An 18,582-nucleotide genomic window follows, 5' to 3' on the forward strand; every position below is an offset into this window, starting at 1 on the left:
TAAACCTCATTGTGTAAACACTAAGTCGAGTAAATCATGACTAAAATTAAAAAGCGTTTTGTTGCAGGGGCTAAATGTCCTAAATGCAGCGCCAAAGACAGTATTCTATTGTTTAAAGAAAATGGCATTGAAACCATTGAATGCACAGAGTGTGATTACCGTGAGCAACAAACTGATGTAAAAGCACCTCAAAAGGCTAGCGGCAGTATGATCGGGGTGTTTAAACCAGACTAGAACAGTCTGCTTAGGGGAATAACCTCAACATTGGCATTGAGTTGAGGTTAATTACTCATATATTCATCAGGGGGTGTTTCAGCAGAGACCTTCATCTTATGCTGATTTAATACACGGATAACATTGATGTTGTTTTTAGTGAGATCATTGAAACGTTCAGAGATGCTTTGTAGTTCTAGGCCGTAACTTGGATCGTCTTTAGGTTTGGTCTGCCAATAACGTTTACGATCCAGTTTTTGGATTTCGCTCGCACGTAATATTTCAAAATAGCTATTTTCTTGTTTAAGTCGATAAATTTCGCCATCAAGTAATTGGAGTAATTTTTCTTTAGAAATCGTTTGTTTATTAAGCAATGCTTTTAATGGATCGTCTTTCAACTCGCGCTTGTCAGAGTCGATTTCGGTGGTAATACCTAATTGATATTCAATTTTATGCTGGCTATATTCTTGCGGGCAAACTGTTTGGCTGAAAATGACTTTTTCATCCTTCATGCACTTGTAGATAGTATTGGCTTGAGCAGTAAAAGCGCTCATGGCGAGTACGATGAATAACAGTTTTTTTGCCATGCGGCCACACATCCTTTTGTCATCACTATTACGATTTTGATATTAGTGGTTTACGGTAGACTGTTTCGGTTATGTATTGAGCCTAACAGCTGACCACAGTGTTTAGCTTTCTACTAACGAGCTTACTTAATTAGCTCGTGGTTTGGTGAACTTATTGACTTAAGCAGATTAGCATGTTTTTTAGCTACGTAACTAAGACATAACCCTTACTCGTTAGCGGAAAGTTGATACACAGCCATCATGCTTAAATAACAATATAGCAACAATGGCGTCGAAAAAATAATGGTATTGATTCAATATTATCGATAAAACCAGTTTTTTGACAACAGAAATTTCAATAAAAAATAATATTTATTTTTTATTTTATGGGCTTAAGCTGAAACTGAATAATTTTCTAGGTAGTGGCTAATTCGAATGACGAGAAAATAGCACGTTGTCAATTAAGCGCGTTTTACCGAGATACGCGGCCGCAATAACAATTAGCTTAGTGTCTGCTGCTGTCGCTTGGTGTAAGGTGTTTGCATTTCTCACTTGGAGATAATCGGGCGTAAAACCAGCACTAATCAAGACTCGTTCAGCTTTCGTGATAGCTTGTTGTGCTGCTTCACCGTGTTGAATAGCGTGAATAATATTATCTAATACTTGTTTTAACCTTGCTGCTAAGTATTTTTCATCGGCGGTTAAATAGCCGTTACGAGAACTCATGGCTAGACCCGATTTTTCTCGGATAGTCTCGACACCAATCACGTCAATTGGCATCGATAAATCTTCAACCATGGTTTTGATGATCATCAATTGTTGAAAATCTTTACGGCCGAACAAGGCAATGTCAGGTTGCACAATATTGAACAGTTTGGTGACTATGGTTGCCACGCCACGAAAATGCCCTGGGCGGCTTGCACCACATAATTGATCGCCAATGTCGGGTACTTCAACAAATGTTTGTTGTGCTAACCCTTTGGGATACATGATCTCAGGTGTTGGAGTGAAGAGTATTTCTGTTCCGGCAACCATCAGTTGCTCGCTGTCTTGTGCGAGTGTGCGAGGATAATTGTCTAAATCTTCGTTGGCACTAAACTGCATAGGATTAACAAAAATAGATACCACCACATGGTCTGCACGCTTTTTGGCTTCATCTACTAAGGCGATGTGACCTCGATGCAAATTGCCCATTGTTGGCACAAAAGCAACCGTTTCGCCCTTGCGGCGCCAAGCATTAACGTGTTCACGAATGGTTGAAATAGCGGAGGTGGTAATCATTTTCTGTTCAAACCTTAATGGAAAAACAATGCCGTTATTTAATGCGCATTATGAATTAAATGTGTGCTCTTCAGCTGGAAAAGTGCCGTTTGCTACTTCATCAATATACGCTTTAATAGCGGTACGAATTTCACCTGTTTGTTTAAGGTAGTTTTTTGAAAAACGAGGAATATAGCCACTGGAAATGCCTAACACATCATGCATAACAAGAATTTGGCCATCAGTGTCTGCACCTGCGCCAATACCGATAACGGGAATGGTTAGCGCTTCAGTAATGGCTTTAGCCAGCGACGCGGGAATACATTCAACCACTAATAACTGCGCGCCTGCAGCTTGTATTGCTTTGGCTTCATCTAGAATACGTTGAGCACTATCAACATCGCGACCTTGCACTTTAAATCCGCCAAACACGTGCACCGACTGCGGGGTTAATCCTAGGTGAGCACATACTGGAATGCCACGTTCGGTTAACATTTTTACGCTTTCAAGTAGCCAATGTCCGCCTTCTAATTTAACCATACTGGCACCCGCCTGCATTAGCGTTGTAGCGTTAGTCATGGTTTGTTCTGGGGTGCTATAACTCATAAACGGCATGTCCGCGATGAGCAATGCACGCGAAACGCCTCGTTTGACACAAGCTGTATGGTAAGCAATATCGGCAATCGTTACCGGTAAGGTATCATTATGGCCTTGAAGCACCATACCAAGTGAATCACCTACTAAAAGTACATCCACACCTTCGCTGTCAAAGGCGCCGGCAAAACTGGCGTCATAGGCCGTTAATGCGGTGAACTTTTTACCTTCTTGTTTGAACTTGATTAGGGTCGAGCTGGTGACTTTTGACATAATAGACTCTTAAAACAATATTGAAATACTAAAAGCCGAGCTTAATGTTCTGGCCGTTAAGATCAACTTAAATCGATAAGTTTTTGCAATTCATCACGCATTTTCACACTAATAAGACTTTCAAGGCTTGTATTACAGGGCAATGTTAGCGATGGCGCGATGTCTGCCAATGGTACTAACACAAAACTGCGTTGCTTCATGCCGTAATGAGGCACACAGAGTCGAGGTTTGCTTATGTGTTGATTACCATACAGTAACAAATCTAAATCTAGGGTGCGAGGTCCCCAGCGCTTAAGCCGAACACGCCCTTGGTGTTGCTCGATATCTTGCAAGGCATCAAGTAATTCAATCGGCAATAGGGTGGTATGAAACCCAGCGACAGCATTGACATAATCTGGCTGAACAACATCACCCATAGGCTTGGAACGATAATAAGCTGAGACCATGAGCGTGTCGTTTACCGCCAATGCTTTTAGCGCCGTTACTGCAACATTAAGTTGTTGTATTGGCTCTGCTAAATTAGCGCCTAAGGCGACATAAACTTGAACCGCCATGGTGGTTATTCTTCTGCAGGCTTGGCTGCTGGTTTGCGACGACGCTTACGCTGTGGTGCATTTCTGTTGCGACTATTACTGCTTTTGACACTTTTAGCTATGTCGCTACGGTCAGTTTCATCCGCTTCTACAAACGTTGTCCACCACTGAGCTATCTTGGCGGTATTGCCGGCTTCAGCTTCACCACGCAGTAGTAGCAAATCGTAAGCGGCTCTAAATTTAGGATGTTCTAGCAGTTTAAATGCCCGCGTGCCTTGACTCCGTTCTAAGCGCAGTTGCAGCTGCCAAATGTCGCGGGCAGGGGTACTAAAGCGTCGTGGTAAGCTAATCGTTAGGCATTGTTGTTCAAGCACATCGCCCATAGCGGCAACATGTGCATCGTAGTGGGTTAAACCGCTTTCAATGGCAATATCATCGGCTCGGTATTTTACCGGATACCACAATATGGCAGCAAAGAAAAATGCTGGGGTAACCGTTTTATCCTCATTAACACGGATATCGGTATTACGCATAACGGCTTGCAGCATTTTGGCGGCATGTCCTTTAGGCGACTCTTCAATGAGTGCGCTGACCTGTGCAAACAAGGGTGCGAATAAACCAAAGCGTTGCATCATGTTATAATTGGCTTCAGCTTTGCCGGCAAAAAACAGTTTTAACACTTCTTCATACATGCGTGCTGCAGGGATATCTTTTAATAATGGTGCGAGTGCTTTAATCGGGGCAGCGGTAACAGCGTCGATTTGCATATCAAGTTTAGTGGCAAAACGAACGGCGCGCAGCATGCGGACAGGGTCTTCGCGATAACGGGTATCGGGGTCGCCAATAAGCTTAATCGTCCGAGCCTTGAGATCGTCTATTCCACCGCCATAGCTGCGAATAGAATAGTCGCTGATGTCGTAGTACAGCGCGTTAATAGTGAAGTCACGACGTTCAGCATCTTCATCAATTTCGCCGTAGACATTGTCACGCAGTAAACGCCCTTCAGCATTTGATTTCGATACGTTGTCGTTTGTTTCACTGTGGTGGCCGCGGAAAGTGGCCACTTCAATGACGTCACGCCCAAAAACGATATGTGCCAGTCTAAAGCGACGACCAACTAAACGGCAGTTACGGAATAGTTTTTTAATGTCGTCTGGCGTGGCGTTAGTCACAACGTCGTAATCTTTCGGTTGAAGGCCTAATAAAATATCACGCACACCCCCACCGACTAAATAAGCTTTATAGCCTGACCTATTAAGACGATAGAGCACTTTGAGTGCGTTCTCACTAATTTGGCGACGTGAAATCGAATGGCCATCTCTGGAGATGATATCCAGACGTAAGCCATCTTCTTGAATGGGGTCTTCAAGTACTGGAGCTACTTTGTTGTCTTCAAATAGCTGTTTACAGAATTGGCTAATACGGCGAAAAATAATACACCTCGAAATGCTAGAATAATTTGATTAAAAATCTGGCGGGTATAATACATTAAATGTGACCAAATGAGTACACATGTCGCGGGGCTAAAATGGGCTTAATGCAATCTTAATGCAATCATGTACGCCGAACGATGACGATACTTAGTTGTTTGTTGTCGTTAAGACAATTTCTTTTTGTGCTGGAATGGTACTTAGGTCAAATTGTTCTATTGCCTGTTTAAGCATGACCTCTACCGAATCTACATCAACCATTTGTTGGCCTAAAAAGGCAAGAGCAGCATTAATACTGGCTTGTGGGCGAATAATATCGATGGCGGGCGCGTGATTCTGCTTTGATAATTTAACGCCTTTTTGTGCACAGACTAGCGGTAAATGAAGCCAATCAGGTGGGGTAGCATTTAATTGAGTAAATAAACTTATTTGCCTGCAACTGGCTTCAAGTAAATCACAACCTCTGACGACTTCAGTGATACCTTGATAAGCATCGTCGAGCACAACGGCGAGCTGGTATGCAAATAAACCATCGCTGCGTTTAATCATAAAATCTTCTTCGGCGAAGGTGTTATCGACCAGTACATGGCCTTGAAGCTGGTCAATAAAGCGATCGATTTTAGCGTAATTTCTAATCCGGATCGCACCTTGTGTCAACTTAGGCTGCAGTCGGCCACAATGGCCATCGTATACACCACCATTGGCTTGGATCATCTTACGTGTGCATTGGCAATAATAAGCATCATCGCTGGCAATGAGTTGGTCTATTTTATCTTGATAAGCCTGATGACGTTGATGTTGAAATAGTGCAGTGCCATGCCAATGCAAACCGTAGGCATCAAGTGTGCGGAGGATATTATCGCTTGCACCTTGGACTTCTCGTGGGGGATCGATATCTTCTATGCGGACCAGCCATTGGCCTTGCAGACTGTGGGCGCGAAGATAACTGCCTAATGCAGCCGTGAGTGAACCGAAATGCAGTGGACCTGAAGGTGATGGTGCAAAACGTCCAACGTAGGAAGTGATACTCATGTTATTTTGTGGAGTATTTTTTATTCATTAATATCGCACTGTCATTACCGTCACTTACATGTGATGTGACTAAATTACAAAGCAAATAGGGCGAGATAATCTCGCCCTATTGGTAACGGGTTAACCCGCCATTTGTTTTTCTCTTATTTCTGCAAGTGTTTTACAGTCGATACATTGATCGGCTGTTGGGCGAGCTTCGAGACGGCGGATACCTATTTCGACACCACATGAGTAACAGAAGCCAAAATCGTCTTCTTTGATTAACCGTAAAGTTTTCTCAATCTTTTTGATCAGTTTACGTTCTCTGTCACGAGCTCGTAATTCTAAGCTGAATTCTTCTTCTTGTGCTGCACGATCTACAGGATCAGGAAAGTTTGCAGCTTCATCTTGCATGTGAGTTAACGTACGGTCGACTTCTTCACGCAATTGGTTACGCCATGCATCGAGGATCAATGTAAAGTGACCACGTTGCTTGATATTCATATACTCTTCACCAGCGGATTCCTGGTAAGGATCTACTCCGGCGATAGCGAGTACGCCAAGTTTTTTCGTGCCTTCAGGCATAACGCATCTCCTGTAATCATTTGCGTTTTAAGGGCGTCTAAAATTTATCGCCGCTATCTATAGCAGAAACTCTATGGCTAGGCAAATTTTTTACTCAGTATTTGAGTTTTTTTATCTACACCATCACTTTACAAGGGGTGGTGATAAGGCTTCCCTGAGATGAACATTGTGTCTTATATGCTAGCACTTCAACGCCATTTGATACTGCTTGTTGAAGTAAGTCTGCGTACTGAGGGTCAATATGTCGTGCGGGTCTAACACTTGTTATGCCACTGTGTTGTACCACAAACAATAATATCGCACGATGTCCTAATGCCACCATGTGGCTCAGCTCCCGCAGATGCTTTTGTCCTCGCGTGGTCACGGCATCAGGGAAATAACCCTCTTGGCCTTCTAGCAAAGTACAACTCTTCACTTCAATATAGCACTCAGGTCGGTTTTGGCTAGTGAGCAAAATATCAATACGGCTATTTTCATTACCATATTTTACTTCACGTTTTAATTTGTCATAACCTTGCAGTTCAGTGATAACTTGCTTATGGATTGCTTCTTCTGCTAACGCATTGGCACGATTGGTATTAATACCAATCAGCTGTTGCTGATCTGTCTGCATAATTTCCCAGGTGTGGGCATATTTACGTTTTGGATTGTCTGAGGTGGAAAACCACACCTTTTCACTTGGAAATAAACAATTTTTCATTGACCCCGTATTAGGGCAATAAATCGTGATCGCTTGGCCATTTGGTAGCATGATATCGGCGAGAAAACGTTTATAACGTTTAATTAATACACCTGATTCTAATTCGGGGGTAAATTTCATCGATTACTCATTTAATGAGTTGATTTACAACAATGCTAACAAACTTTAGCGTGGTTTATCGATTATGTTTTGTCTACACTACTGCCATTAACTCGTGGTTAAGCGCGAGTATTGGTGTTATTAGACTTACAACAAGGGATTATTATGGACATTATGACAGTTACTCTCACCACCCAAGCCCCTGCTGCTCATTGGGGTAAGGCTGATGTGACCTTCCAAGGCGCTCAAGCGGCGATCCATTTATCTGGCAACGATGAACTGCGCCAAGTGCAAATGGCAGCAAGGAAAGTGCGTAATCAAGGTATTAATTATGTGCAATTAGACGGTGACTTGTGGAATTTACATTCACAGTGGGCATTTGCGCAAGGTTTTGCGACGGCTAAAGCGGGATACGAAGTGAACTGGTGTGGCAGTGATGCAGATAAAGCAACGTTGAAACAACGTGCTGAAGCGGCCCTGTTTGCCCGTAAGTTGATTAATGATACACCTGAAGATTTATCGCCAGTCGGTTTAGCAACACAAGCAGCTGCTTGGTTAAAACATATTGGTGGCGATCATGTCAGCTTCAGTATTGTTGAAGGCCAAGAATTATTAGCGAAAAAATGGGTCGGTATTCATGCTGTGGGTCGTGGTAGTGAACGTCCTCCTGCATTATTAGAACTCGATTTTAATCCATTGGGAGCCGATGCCCCGGTATCGGTTGCCCTAGTAGGCAAAGGTATTACTTTTGACTCAGGTGGTTATAGCCTTAAGTCATCAGAAGGTATGTTAGCGATGAAATGTGACATGGGTGGCGCCGCCACCGTCACTGCGGCATTGGGATTAGCGATGAAGGCGGGTTTGAATAAACGCGTAAAGCTATTTCTATGCTGTGCGGAAAACTTAATCAGTGGTCGTGCCTTTAAATTAGGTGATATCTTAACTTATAAGAATGGCACCACGGTTGAAATCGTCAATACCGATGCAGAAGGGCGCTTAGTCTTGGCTGATGGTTTACAAGCAGCATCAGAAACGGGTGCAGGCTTAATTATCGATGCGGCAACCTTAACCGGTGCAGCAGTGATGGCCGTGGGTTCAAATTATAATGCGATTTTTTCACCACAAACGGCAACATTACAATTAGCACAGCAGCGCGCGGCAGCAGTATCAGAAAATGTATGGCCATTGCCGTTAGATGAATGGCATAAAGATATGTGTCCATCAGCCTATGCTGATACCGCCAATAGCAGACCAGTCAAAGGTGGTGGCGCGGGTGGGGCATCAAATGCGGCCGGTTTTTTATGGCGCTTTGTGTCACCACAAGCTAACTGGTTACACGTAGACTTAGCTGCCGCATTTGAATCATCTGCCTCTGCATTATGGGCAGCAGGCGCGACCACCCATGGTGTATTGACCATAGCTGAATTATTAAAAGACTAGTTATTTTGTTTTAAACGTAATAAAAACCGTCGTTCACGTATTGTGGCGACGGTTTTTTATTTTTTGTGCAGTAACGGCCAACTTTTGAGGACTGAATAGTTAATTTGCTCCGAGCAATTTATGGATTGGTACAAATGTAAATGTGTCGGCGTTAACTGTAAGTTTGTCATGCATCCCAATATGGGTAAATCCGTCATGCTAACATGACGAAATAAGCTAATGTGTGGCGTGTATTGGTGCTGGCTGATGAATAAGTTGTGGTGTTTGGCAATCGATGTAAGCGATTGTGCCATGGCTAATAGCGGTTCGCTTGCTTGTCCTTTTAAACAGATTAACTGTGCTGATTGCCATAAAGCTAGGGTATCAAGCTGTTGATTAAAAATAGATTTAGGCATCAACCCAATCGCATCGATGACACTGGCGTAACGGGTAGGATCTACCGGACCTAAAAATCCAAGAGTCATGTGTAAATTGGTGTTGTTTATGGTCTTCGCATCATTGTTCAAAAATAGCTTAACCCTATGCTGTAGCGTAGATATTTGTTCTATTTGTGATTTTTTTAAGCTAAAACCGACAAACAATCTTCGCGAAGAGGTGGTTTGCATTCGGTTATCCTTAATTAGTAATAAGTTGTAACCCTAACCCGAATCGATTATCAATACAGCATGATATAAACATATATCGTTATTTGTGAGTGACTAAACTACACTTAGGCTAATGTTAACGATAATATAGCGCATGTTTTTTTATTCCCAAGCAAATTGAATTGCTAACCTTGACTGAGTTGATGAATGGCCAATAGTACCCAGCAACTATTGAAAAGTGTTTTTACAAATGGACCTATTGAAGGCAATAATACTTCGGTGTTATCACTGCTTAATCAGGCACTACAATTAGTCTGTGAAAGGCTAGAATGCAGTGCAGCATTTGTGCTGACGAGTCAATACGATAAATTATTTGCGGTTGATACTGATATTATCGATACGTTAGAGCAACAATGTGTCAGTCATTTTGGTGCTTCACCTGCATCTGAGGCCCTGTTTAGCCAACATTTACAAGATAATCGATCACTGTGCAGCTCCTTATTTTATAATCATCAACCCATCGTCTATACCTGTTCCCCTGAACAATGTTTTACTGCAGCCGACGAAAACCCAATATTAATTCCGCTTCTAGACACACTGACGACCCTGGATATTGATTGTAAGCACCTTGCTCTAAGTCCCGTTTTACACGTTGGCAATGTCAAAGTTGTTTTAGGGACTTTGTGTGTATCAGATGCTAATCATGATGTTTGTCAGCATGAAAATCCTTGTGCCTTTGTACAAAAGTTACTCGATGATACCGCATATGAATTGGCCTCTTCACTTGAGTTACGTCGTTTAGCCGTAGTTCTTGATAATAAAGATAAACAGTATCAAGAACTGTTTCAATTATTGCCGATGGCCTGTGCGCTGATTGATCTACACAATAATGTGGTACTGCAAAATGATGTGAGTAAACATAATTTGCCCATTACCATAGGGCAGAGTTTATTTGATTTGTTACTTAAAGATGATCATCCTCTGCTCCTAGATACATTGCATATTGTCCGAGAAGGTATTTTACGCCAAGCCTGGTGTGAAGTGCCGCTGCGAAATGGCGTTCAAATCCACTGGTATAAGTTTAGCTTTTGCCATGCGCTTAATAAACAGCAACAGTTATTGTTAATGATTGAAGATGTTACCGAGCGCTATCGACTTGCCGATGAATTATCGTTCCATTCAAATCATGATGTGCTGACCGGACTCCCTAATCGGCTACAGTTTGAAAATATGCTCGAAGAGTTATTAAACGACGAAGATCATCCACCGGCATGTATTGCCTTTCTCGATCTCGATCAGTTTCAGGTGGTGAATGATCTTAGTGGCCATCAAGCGGGCGATTTGTTATTGCAACAAGTGGCTACGCGGTTAAAACAATTATTGCGTAAAGGAGATATCGTCGCACGTTTAGGCGGTGATGAGTTTGGCTTATTGATGCTCCACTCAGATATGTCATCAGCACAACAAGTTGCCAAGCGGATTTGTCAGCAATTGTTTGATCATGAATTTATTTGGAAAGGTGTTAAACACAATATCAGTGCCAGCATTGGTATGGCCAAAGTCAATTATGTTGATCCAGATATATATGGTGTGATGAGTAAGGCTGATGCCGCTTGTCGATTAGCTAAAGAAGAAGGCCGTAACCGTTGGCATTTTTATAATCCTGACGATCCGCAAATGCACATTATGTATAACCAAATGCTTGCATCTGTTGATATTACTGGCGCGCTAGCATTGGATCAGTTTGAGTTGTTTTATCAATTAATTGAACCGTTAGTTAAATCAGAGACGGGTATACACATGGAAATCTTGCTGCGGATGGTTCGCAGCGATGGCCAATATATATCACCAGGGGTGTTTTTGCCTGCTGCTGAGCGTTATAACCTAGCGCCTCGAGTCGACCGTTGGGTGATAGATAATTTATTGAACTGGGGCGGAAATAATTTAGCCACATGGGAGCAGCTTTCTATGGTGTCAGTGAATTTGTCGGCGATGTCGCTGGCGGATAAAAAATTCATGAATTGGCTCGAAATGCGCTTAATGGTTGAACCTGAGCTGGTCAGTAAATTATGTTTTGAAATTACTGAAACCGCAGCTGTAAGCCAGTTAGATCAAGCCACCGGATTAATTGATTTATTACGACCTTTTGGTTGCAAGATAGCCTTAGATGATTTTGGTTCAGGTTTTTCGAGCTTTGCTTATTTGAAATGTCTTGATGTGGATTATGTTAAAATTGATGGCCAATTCGTGGTGAATTTATGCGAAAACCGCAGTGACAAAGCGATCGTTTCAGCTATTTGTCAGCTTGGCAAAGATATGGATTTTGAAGTTATTGCCGAATTTGTTGAAAACACAGAAATAGGGCTATACCTCAAAAATATTGGCGTCGATTATGCTCAAGGTTACGCCATTAATAAACCGACTCGATTAGCCCAATTACAACACGGTTTACGGACTCCTTGGTTAATATAAGTGTTGTGGTTTGCCGTGAACCGCTGAGTGACGTTAATTAATTTGCGGGTGAAATCGTCAATTAATGACAGATTAGTTCAAATGTGGGTAAAATGCCTGCCAGAGAATCGCCGTAAAAGTTAACCCCCTTGACCTCAAAACAAGCATTACTGCACCCCAAACCATTGGCCTCCACGACACTGCCTATTCAAGCCGTCCTTGAGCCGTTGCGAGTGCAGTTTGCTACTCACTCACAAATTATTCTCGAGGCGCCTACGGGGGCAGGCAAGTCAACCGCATTACCATTAGCCATGTTAGCTTGGCCTGAAATTCGCGGCAAAATTCTCATGTTAGAACCACGCCGAGTTGCTGCCCGAAATGTCGCCAAATTTATTGCTCAACAATTGGGGCAAGCCGTTGGACAAGCGGTGGGGTATCGTGTCCGCGGTGAATCAAAAGTCAGTTCACATACTCGATTAGAAATAGTCACTGAAGGTATTCTGACCCGAATGATCCAACATGATCCTGAGCTTAGCGGGATTGATGTGATTATTTTCGACGAAATTCATGAACGACACCTTGCTACTGATTTAGGCTTAGCGTTAGCATTAGAAGTGCAGCAATCATTACGTGACGATTTACACATTATCGCCATGTCAGCCACCTTGTCTGGTTTACCTTTAGACACGTTAATGCCCAACGCCGCGCAGATCCACAGCGATGGTCGCAGTTTTGCGGTTGAGATAGCGTATCAACCTTGCCCGAGCCAACAATTGTGGCTTACGCATATGTCTCGGGTCATTATCAATACTATTGAGTCGACTCAGTTAGCGGCCTATCAACAAGGCAGTATATTAGCCTTTTTGCCCGGTAAAGGTGAAATCCGTAAACTTGCAGGGTTATTGCGCCAACGCTTAGATGGGTCATGGCTTATCTGTCCTATGTACGGCGATTTGTCTTCTGCCGAGCAAGATCAAGCCATTCGTGCAGCAGAACCCGGTAAACGTAAAATCGTCCTCGCCACCAATGTGGCTGAGTCGAGCTTAACTATCGAAGGGATCACCCTTGTTATTGATAGTGGCTATCGACGTGAAGCCAGTTTTAACCCTAAAACCGGCGTGACACGCTTAGGGCTCAGGCGCATTAGCCAAGCCTCTGCTATTCAGCGTAGTGGGCGTGCAGGGCGTTTAGCTGTGGGGTATTGTGTGCGTTTATGGAGCCAAGAAGAACAAGGGCGAATGCGCAAAGTCGATGAGCCCGAAATCTCTCAAGCCGAGTTGACTTCAATGGCGCTTGATTGCGCCAGTTGGGGGGTGACATCATTTGCTGAGTTATCATTATTAACGCCACCACCACCGATCCACGAGCAAGTTGCCTGGCAATTACTTCAGCAACTTGAATTGATTGACCCGCAACGAAAATTAACCTCTTTGGGCCGTGATGCCTATGCATTAGGTTGCCATCCGCGCTTAGCGCATATGCTCCTAAAAGCCAAACAACTAGCGCGGCATAATGATCAGCCTCAACTTTGTTTACTGGCATGCGTATTGGCTGGCATTATTGAAGCCCGTGGCTTGCCTAAAAAAGGCGCTGATATTCATCATTATTTGACAGAGACCCTGCAGGGGCAGATTAAACAGCAAGTCAGGCAATGGCAACAATCCTTATCGATATCAGGTCAGGTGAGTGACGTAATACGTAATGCATCCACACGTGATATTAGCTATTTGTTAGCACTTGCTTACCCGGATCGTATTGCTAAGGCTCGCGGTCATGAGGGCTTTTTATTAAGTAATGGTACCGGCGTGGTGATCAGTGCAGATGATAGTTTGGCTCATGAACCTTGGTTAGTGGTTGCTGACTTCCAAGAGACTCAAGGTCGTAATGCTGGGCAAGTTTATCTCGCCGCAAGGCTGGATGAGCGCTTGTTTACTGCAGAGCTTGCATCGTTAGTCACCACTCACATTCAAGGTGGATGGGATGATGCAAAAGGGCGGTTCTTTGCTGAAAAACACACCAAAATCGGTGAGGTTATTATTAAAACCGACACTGGTATTACACCTGCTCGGGCACAAATTACCGCCGCATTATTAGCACAAATCCGCATAAAAGGGTTAACAATCCTTAATCGTGACGAAGTATTAATCCAGTTACAATATCGGGTTGAATTAGCTCGACACTATGCTCCAGAGCATGAGTGGCCTTGTTTAAGCGATGAGTACTTGTTGGCTACACTCGAAGATTGGCTTGGGCCCTATTTAGACAACGTCAGTTCATTGACTGCGTTAGCTAAGGTTGGTGCTTATGGATTGGTGAAAAACTTACTCAACTGGCAACAGCAACAATTATTAGAACAATTGGTTCCGACGCATTGGCCTATGGCTACGGGGACTCGTGCGCCGATCCGTTACCAGATGCCCCTTGACGCTGACGGACATTTTTATCATAACCATGAGCAACAAGGCCGAGCATTATTAAGTGTACGGTTACAAGAAGCGTTGGGCTTAGCGCAAAGCCCATTAATATTACACGGCAAAATGACCGTGACTATGGAGCTGTTGTCGCCAGCACAACGACCATTAGCCGTGACGGCGGATTTAGCCAGTTTTTGGCAAGGCCCTTACGTAGACGTTAAAAAAGAAATGCGCGGCCGATACCCAAGGCATTTATGGCCAGATGATCCGGTCAATACTGTGGCGACAAAATTTACTAAAAAGAAAACTCCAGGCGTGTAAATAAGCCATGTCGCTTATTAACAACATGTAATTAATTCAGTGTTATATGGAAAACGAAACCATTATTTATGACTAAAAAAACCAAAAAGTCTTCGGCAACCAAAAAAAACAGTGGCCCATCTTGGAGGCAAAAACTCTGGTCTCTCACATGGAAATTATCAATCGTTGGTATTGCTGTTGTGAGCTTTTATGCTATTTATTTAGATCAAATTATTGGGCAAAAGTTTGAAGGCCAAAAGTGGCATTTGCCTGCCCAAGTTTTTAGTCGCTCAATGGCATTATATCCAGGTGCTGCGATCAACCATCCTCAGTTAATGGCCGAACTTAAGTTACTGGGTTATCGTAAAGTGTCAAACCCACGTCAAGTTGGTGAGTTTTCTGCCTCTAGCACTCGTATTGAATTATGGCGTCGACCGTTTTTACATCCCGAAGGTAATCAAGCTGAACAGCGAGTGATGATCAGTTTTGACTCTGACGGGGTTAGCTCGGTTAACCGCATGTCTGATAAACGTGAATTAGCTGTATTTCATTTAGAACCGGTATTACTCGATCGGATTATTGCTGGCAATGGTGAAGACCGCTTATTTGTGCCGGCGTCAGAGATGCCTGCAATGATCATCGATGCGCTTATTTTGGTTGAAGACCGCAGCTTTTACGATCATTACGGCGTGAACCCACTGGCCATTGCTCGTGCTGCTATGGTTAACATTTCTGCCGGTCGCACTGTGCAAGGTGGATCAACCTTAACCCAACAGTTAGCCAAAAATTTCTTTTTAAGCAGTGAACGCTCAATTGTTCGTAAAGTGCGTGAAGCCATAATGGCATTGATTATTGATTTTCGTTATAGCAAAGATGAAATCCTAGAAGCTTATCTGAATGAAGTTTACATGGGCCAAGATAAGGCGCGTGGCGTACACGGTATGGGGTTAGCGTCACAATTTTATTTTGGTCGCCCAATCGGTGAGCTGACGGTGTCGCAACAAGCCTTTTTGGTGGCAGTGATCAAAGGGCCTTCTTATTACAATCCTTGGCGTAATCCTGATCGTGCTCAAGAGCGTCGAGATCTTGTGCTACGTATATTAATGGAAAATGACCAATTGACTGTTGCACAATATAAAGCCGCAGCAGAGTCGCCTATAGGACTACGCAGTGAGAAAAAGTCAATACACCAAAAATTGCCAGCTTTCTTTGCGGTAGTAAAACAGGAACTTCGTGAGCGCTACGGCGATACGTTATTACAGCAGTCAGGGGTGAAGGTATACACCACGTTAGATCCTATGGCTCAAGAAGCCGCAGAAAAAGCGGTATTGTCGACGATGGCGTCATTGGATAAACGGGCTAAAAATATTCAAGTTGGCATGGTGGTAACGGACAAATATACCGGCGGCATTGCAGCCATGGTGGGTGACAGACAACCCAGTTATGATGGCTTTAATCGTGCGGTAGAAATTAGACGTCCAATCGGTTCGTTAATTAAACCATTCGTGTATGCAAGTGCATTACGCCAAGGTGATCGATTCACTTTAGCGACCCCAATTGATGACAAACCGATCACGCTAACAAATGAGCAAGGTAAAACCTGGTCGCCTAAAAACGTAGATAAAAAGTTCACTGGTCAAGTACCTTTATTAAGTGCGTTTAAAGATTCAATGAACGTTCCGACAGTCAATGTCGGTTTGGCTGTTGGAGTGGATAACGTTGCTAACACATTGCAAAAGTCGGGTTGGACTGATGATATTTCACCTTATCCATCCATGTTGTTAGGCGCCGTAAATGGTTCACCATTAATGGTGGCTCAAGTTTATCAAACCCTTGCTGATGAAGGTCGTTACCGTAAGTTATCATCGATTACCGCGGTGTTAGACAGTCAAAACCAAGCATTAGATGTCAGTCGTGTGCCATCGTCAATGGCGATTGATCCTGCGACCGATTACTTAGTCCAATATGTGATGAATCAAGTGGTGCTTAGTGGTACGGCTAAACGCTTAGGCCGTGCGTTTCCTGGCGTGCGTTTAGCAGGAAAAACGGGCACCAGTAATGATAGTCGTGACTCATGGTTTGCTGGGTTTGATGAGCGTAACGTAGCGGCAATTTGGGTCGGTCAAGACGATAACAGTAAAACCGGTTTGTACGGCAGCAGCGGCGCAATGGCAGTGTATCAAGCCTTTTTACGTGAACGTCCTCCACTCAGTTTACGTATGTTGCCGGTTAATGGGGTGATCCATGGTTATTTTGACCGCACAACAGGCGCGGCTAAGCAAGGAAATTGTAATAATATTATTGGTTTACCTGCATTAGACTCTAGCTATCATCCGCTAGCCAATTGTGGTGAGTCATTATCTTGGTGGCAGAAGCTGGTTGGAAAGTAAATCGTTAGCTTGACCGTTGTTTAGCTGCAAATATAAAGCCCAAAGTAAGTGATTACTTTGGGCTTTATATATTTAACCTCAGTTTAGAATCATAACGATTATCAAACCGCTCTTCTTTTCTGCTGTTATTATTACATCGACTTGCCATAGATGCGTCAATGCGCTTTGTTAGCAACATCAATGGCAAGTGTGATATTGCCGACTTGAAATAATCCCATTTTATCGTTTTATCTAATCTCTTATCCCGAGTTGGGATTATTTTCGCTGATTGAGTTGGTTACGTAATGTGGTGATCTCTTTGAGCATTTGCTGCTGATTTTGTTCCATGCGTTCAAGGGCTAATTCTAGCTTGGTATTGATTTCTGCTTTATGGGCTTCTTGAGCCTCTTGTGCTTCATTACGTTCTTGCTCATCTGGGGCGACGAAAACAGATGCCATATAACCGGAGATAACCCCAAAAAAGCTAACACCACTGATAATCACCAGTCCACCAATGATATGACCGACCGTAGTGACGGGATAAAAATCACCGTAACCAACCGTTGATATGGTCACTAATGCCCACCAAATTGCTTGTTCTGCGGTTTGGATGTTGGCGTTAGGTTCTGCACTTTCTACCAATAAAATAAGCACCGATGCGGCGGCCAAAATTAATATCATTGCCACCAGTAAACTGGCTAGCGTTGTTTGTTTTCGTTGGCGCAATAATGGGATTAATAAAGATCGGCTCATGCGGATCAGTCGGATCACGCGTAATATTTGGAATATGCGTGCAAATCGCAATGGTTCAATGGCAGGGATGCTGGCAATAAAGTCTATCCAGTGATGCTGGAGGTAGTAGGTTTTACTGCGTGCTTTAAATAAGCCAACAAAAAAATTACTCATAAAAACCATGCATATTGCACTGTCGATATACAGCAGCACTTTGTTGGTTTCGGCGTCTAATCGACCAAAGGTAATGGTGAGCACTATGACCACTGACACTAATGATAACACCATCATCGCAAGTTCGAACGGGCTAGGACCATCGACATTTTTTAGCGACCAAGCTTTAGATCCAAGCATGTAGTTAACCTCAACTCTGGATAATAAATGGTTATCAAATAGCCTTTGTTGCGCGACCGGAGTGGTATCAACTAACAATAAGCCCGCTATTGATACGTCAATACACCTTGTTGGCAAAACAGATGGCAAGCTTAATATTGCAGACTTAAAACCAAACCGTTTTTAACGATTTATCCCCTCACTTATCCAGCGTTAGGGGTCGTTAAGTCCGCTTACGTTCGTTAACCGATAGGCTTTGTTAATTGATTAGCTTTATCATAACAAAAAAACGCACAAGACAGGAGTCTAGTGCGTTGTTTTTATTTGGCATAATTAGCGTAAAACCGTGTTTATTTTGCTGATTTAGTATCAACAAAATGGACTAGGTCATCTAATACCCGTTTCTTGATTTCCAGCTGTGATTCACTCTCTAAACCGTATCTTTGCGCTAAAATCACGTAGTCTTCAGCATTTAATGATACGGTCAAACGGGGGCGTTTAGGACGTTTAGATACTGACAGTCCGAGTATAGTGCGGATTTGGTCTGAAGGACTTACGCCTTTGTCTAAGGCCGCTTTTCGGATAGAGTATTGAAACTTCTCGTCCAGATCAAAAGCCACTTGAGTCGCTTTTGCCGCTTGTTGGTTTTTAAGCCATTTCTCTGGTAACGGTTTGCCTGAGCTCATTCGAAAATC

General features: G+C 43.2%; 16 protein-coding genes. 5 read left to right on the forward strand and 11 right to left on the reverse strand.

Translation table 11 applies throughout. The features are described from left to right. Positions 1–36 precede the first annotated feature (36 nt). A complete protein-coding gene (locus tag CXF80_RS17440; protein WP_164839440.1) occupies positions 37–234 on the forward strand; it encodes a YheV family putative zinc ribbon protein in 198 nt (65 codons plus the stop codon). A gap of 47 nt (positions 235–281) precedes the next feature. On the opposite strand, the gene CXF80_RS17445 is transcribed toward CXF80_RS17440, so the two are convergent. The 8 genes from CXF80_RS17445 to sfsA form a co-directional block, all read right to left on the reverse strand. Further along, positions 282–800 (reverse strand): hypothetical protein, encoded by a 519-nt coding sequence (locus CXF80_RS17445; RefSeq protein WP_101034189.1) that lies wholly within the window; start codon positions 798–800, stop codon positions 282–284. 405 nt (positions 801–1,205) lie between these two features. Next, entirely contained in the window at positions 1,206–2,060 is an 855-nt protein-coding gene (gene panC / locus CXF80_RS17450; protein WP_101034190.1) for a pantoate--beta-alanine ligase, read from the reverse strand. A 48-nt stretch (positions 2,061–2,108) separates the two neighbouring features. Further along, a complete protein-coding gene (gene panB / locus CXF80_RS17455; RefSeq protein ID WP_101034191.1) occupies positions 2,109–2,906 on the reverse strand; it encodes a 3-methyl-2-oxobutanoate hydroxymethyltransferase in 798 nt (265 codons plus the stop codon). A 62-nt stretch (positions 2,907–2,968) separates the two neighbouring features. Continuing rightward, a complete protein-coding gene (gene folK, locus CXF80_RS17460; protein ID WP_101034192.1) occupies positions 2,969–3,460 on the reverse strand; it encodes a 2-amino-4-hydroxy-6-hydroxymethyldihydropteridine diphosphokinase in 492 nt (163 codons plus the stop codon). Positions 3,461–3,465: 5 nt separating this feature from the next. Then, complete coding sequence (pcnB, locus tag CXF80_RS17465; protein WP_164839545.1) at positions 3,466–4,767, reverse strand: polynucleotide adenylyltransferase PcnB; 1,302 nt, start codon at positions 4,765–4,767, stop codon at positions 3,466–3,468. Positions 4,768–5,019: 252 nt separating this feature from the next. After that, positions 5,020–5,901 (reverse strand): tRNA glutamyl-Q(34) synthetase GluQRS, encoded by an 882-nt coding sequence (gluQRS, locus tag CXF80_RS17470; protein WP_101034194.1) that lies wholly within the window; start codon positions 5,899–5,901, stop codon positions 5,020–5,022. Positions 5,902–6,021: 120 nt separating this feature from the next. After that, on the reverse strand, positions 6,022–6,465 hold the full coding sequence (gene dksA, locus CXF80_RS17475; protein WP_101034195.1) for an RNA polymerase-binding protein DksA: 444 nt from the start codon (positions 6,463–6,465) through the stop codon (positions 6,022–6,024). Between the two features lie 115 nt (positions 6,466–6,580). Then, positions 6,581–7,285, reverse strand: coding sequence for a DNA/RNA nuclease SfsA (gene sfsA / locus CXF80_RS17480; RefSeq protein ID WP_101034196.1), 705 nt, complete (start codon positions 7,283–7,285; stop codon positions 6,581–6,583). Between the two features lie 144 nt (positions 7,286–7,429). On the opposite strand from sfsA, the gene pepB reads away from it, so the two are divergent. Then, positions 7,430–8,704, forward strand: coding sequence for an aminopeptidase PepB (pepB, locus tag CXF80_RS17485; protein WP_101034806.1), 1,275 nt, complete (start codon positions 7,430–7,432; stop codon positions 8,702–8,704). 56 nt (positions 8,705–8,760) lie between these two features. On the opposite strand, the gene thpR is transcribed toward pepB, so the two are convergent. Further along, the gene (gene thpR / locus CXF80_RS17490) at positions 8,761–9,309 is read right to left on the reverse strand and encodes an RNA 2',3'-cyclic phosphodiesterase (RefSeq protein ID WP_101034197.1); all 549 of its coding nucleotides are present in this window, start codon (positions 9,307–9,309) and stop codon (positions 8,761–8,763) included. 186 nt (positions 9,310–9,495) lie between these two features. Here thpR and CXF80_RS17495 point away from each other — a divergent pair, with 186 nt between their 5' ends. The 3 genes from CXF80_RS17495 (at position 9,496) to mrcB (ending at position 16,843) form a co-directional block, all read left to right on the forward strand. Then, complete coding sequence (locus CXF80_RS17495; protein ID WP_101034198.1) at positions 9,496–11,760, forward strand: putative bifunctional diguanylate cyclase/phosphodiesterase; 2,265 nt, start codon at positions 9,496–9,498, stop codon at positions 11,758–11,760. A gap of 128 nt (positions 11,761–11,888) precedes the next feature. After that, entirely contained in the window at positions 11,889–14,474 is a 2,586-nt protein-coding gene (hrpB, locus tag CXF80_RS17500) for an ATP-dependent helicase HrpB (RefSeq protein WP_232772147.1), read from the forward strand. Positions 14,475–14,542: 68 nt separating this feature from the next. Beyond that, positions 14,543–16,843: a penicillin-binding protein 1B gene (gene mrcB, locus CXF80_RS17505; protein ID WP_101034199.1), complete on the forward strand. Its 2,301-nt coding sequence runs from the start codon at positions 14,543–14,545 to the stop codon at positions 16,841–16,843. 255 nt (positions 16,844–17,098) lie between these two features. Here mrcB and CXF80_RS17510 read toward each other — a convergent pair whose 3' ends face one another. Both CXF80_RS17510 and CXF80_RS17515 read right to left on the reverse strand, forming a co-directional pair. After that, on the reverse strand, positions 17,099–17,908 hold the full coding sequence (locus CXF80_RS17510) for a potassium channel family protein (RefSeq protein WP_101034808.1): 810 nt from the start codon (positions 17,906–17,908) through the stop codon (positions 17,099–17,101). 329 nt (positions 17,909–18,237) lie between these two features. After that, positions 18,238–18,573: a hypothetical protein gene (locus tag CXF80_RS17515; protein WP_101034200.1), complete on the reverse strand. Its 336-nt coding sequence runs from the start codon at positions 18,571–18,573 to the stop codon at positions 18,238–18,240. Positions 18,574–18,582: the final 9 nt, after the last annotated feature.

Source organism: Shewanella sp. Actino-trap-3 (assembly GCF_002836275.1).
Taxonomy (GTDB): domain Bacteria; phylum Pseudomonadota; class Gammaproteobacteria; order Enterobacterales; family Shewanellaceae; genus Shewanella; species Shewanella psychromarinicola.

Bases quoted from the DNA above. Each gene is read 5' to 3' on its own strand.
- CXF80_RS17440 (WP_164839440.1), top strand. From the start codon at position 37: ATGACTAAAATTAAAAAGCGTTTTGTTGCAGGGGCTAAATGTCCTAAA.
- CXF80_RS17445 (WP_101034189.1), bottom strand. From the start codon at position 800: ATGGCAAAAAAACTGTTATTCATCGTACTCGCCATGAGCGCTTTTACT.
- panC (WP_101034190.1), bottom strand. From the start codon at position 2,060: ATGATTACCACCTCCGCTATTTCAACCATTCGTGAACACGTTAATGCT.
- panB (WP_101034191.1), bottom strand. From the start codon at position 2,906: ATGTCAAAAGTCACCAGCTCGACCCTAATCAAGTTCAAACAAGAAGGT.
- folK (WP_101034192.1), bottom strand. From the start codon at position 3,460: ATGGCGGTTCAAGTTTATGTCGCCTTAGGCGCTAATTTAGCAGAGCCA.
- gluQRS (WP_101034194.1), bottom strand. From the start codon at position 5,901: ATGAGTATCACTTCCTACGTTGGACGTTTTGCACCATCACCTTCAGGT.
- dksA (WP_101034195.1), bottom strand. From the start codon at position 6,465: ATGCCTGAAGGCACGAAAAAACTTGGCGTACTCGCTATCGCCGGAGTA.
- sfsA (WP_101034196.1), bottom strand. From the start codon at position 7,285: ATGAAATTTACCCCCGAATTAGAATCAGGTGTATTAATTAAACGTTAT.
- pepB (WP_101034806.1), top strand. From the start codon at position 7,430: ATGGACATTATGACAGTTACTCTCACCACCCAAGCCCCTGCTGCTCAT.
- thpR (WP_101034197.1), bottom strand. From the start codon at position 9,309: ATGCAAACCACCTCTTCGCGAAGATTGTTTGTCGGTTTTAGCTTAAAA.
- CXF80_RS17495 (WP_101034198.1), top strand. From the start codon at position 9,496: ATGGCCAATAGTACCCAGCAACTATTGAAAAGTGTTTTTACAAATGGA.
- mrcB (WP_101034199.1), top strand. From the start codon at position 14,543: ATGACTAAAAAAACCAAAAAGTCTTCGGCAACCAAAAAAAACAGTGGC.
- CXF80_RS17510 (WP_101034808.1), bottom strand. From the start codon at position 17,908: ATGCTTGGATCTAAAGCTTGGTCGCTAAAAAATGTCGATGGTCCTAGC.
- CXF80_RS17515 (WP_101034200.1), bottom strand. From the start codon at position 18,573: ATGAGCTCAGGCAAACCGTTACCAGAGAAATGGCTTAAAAACCAACAA.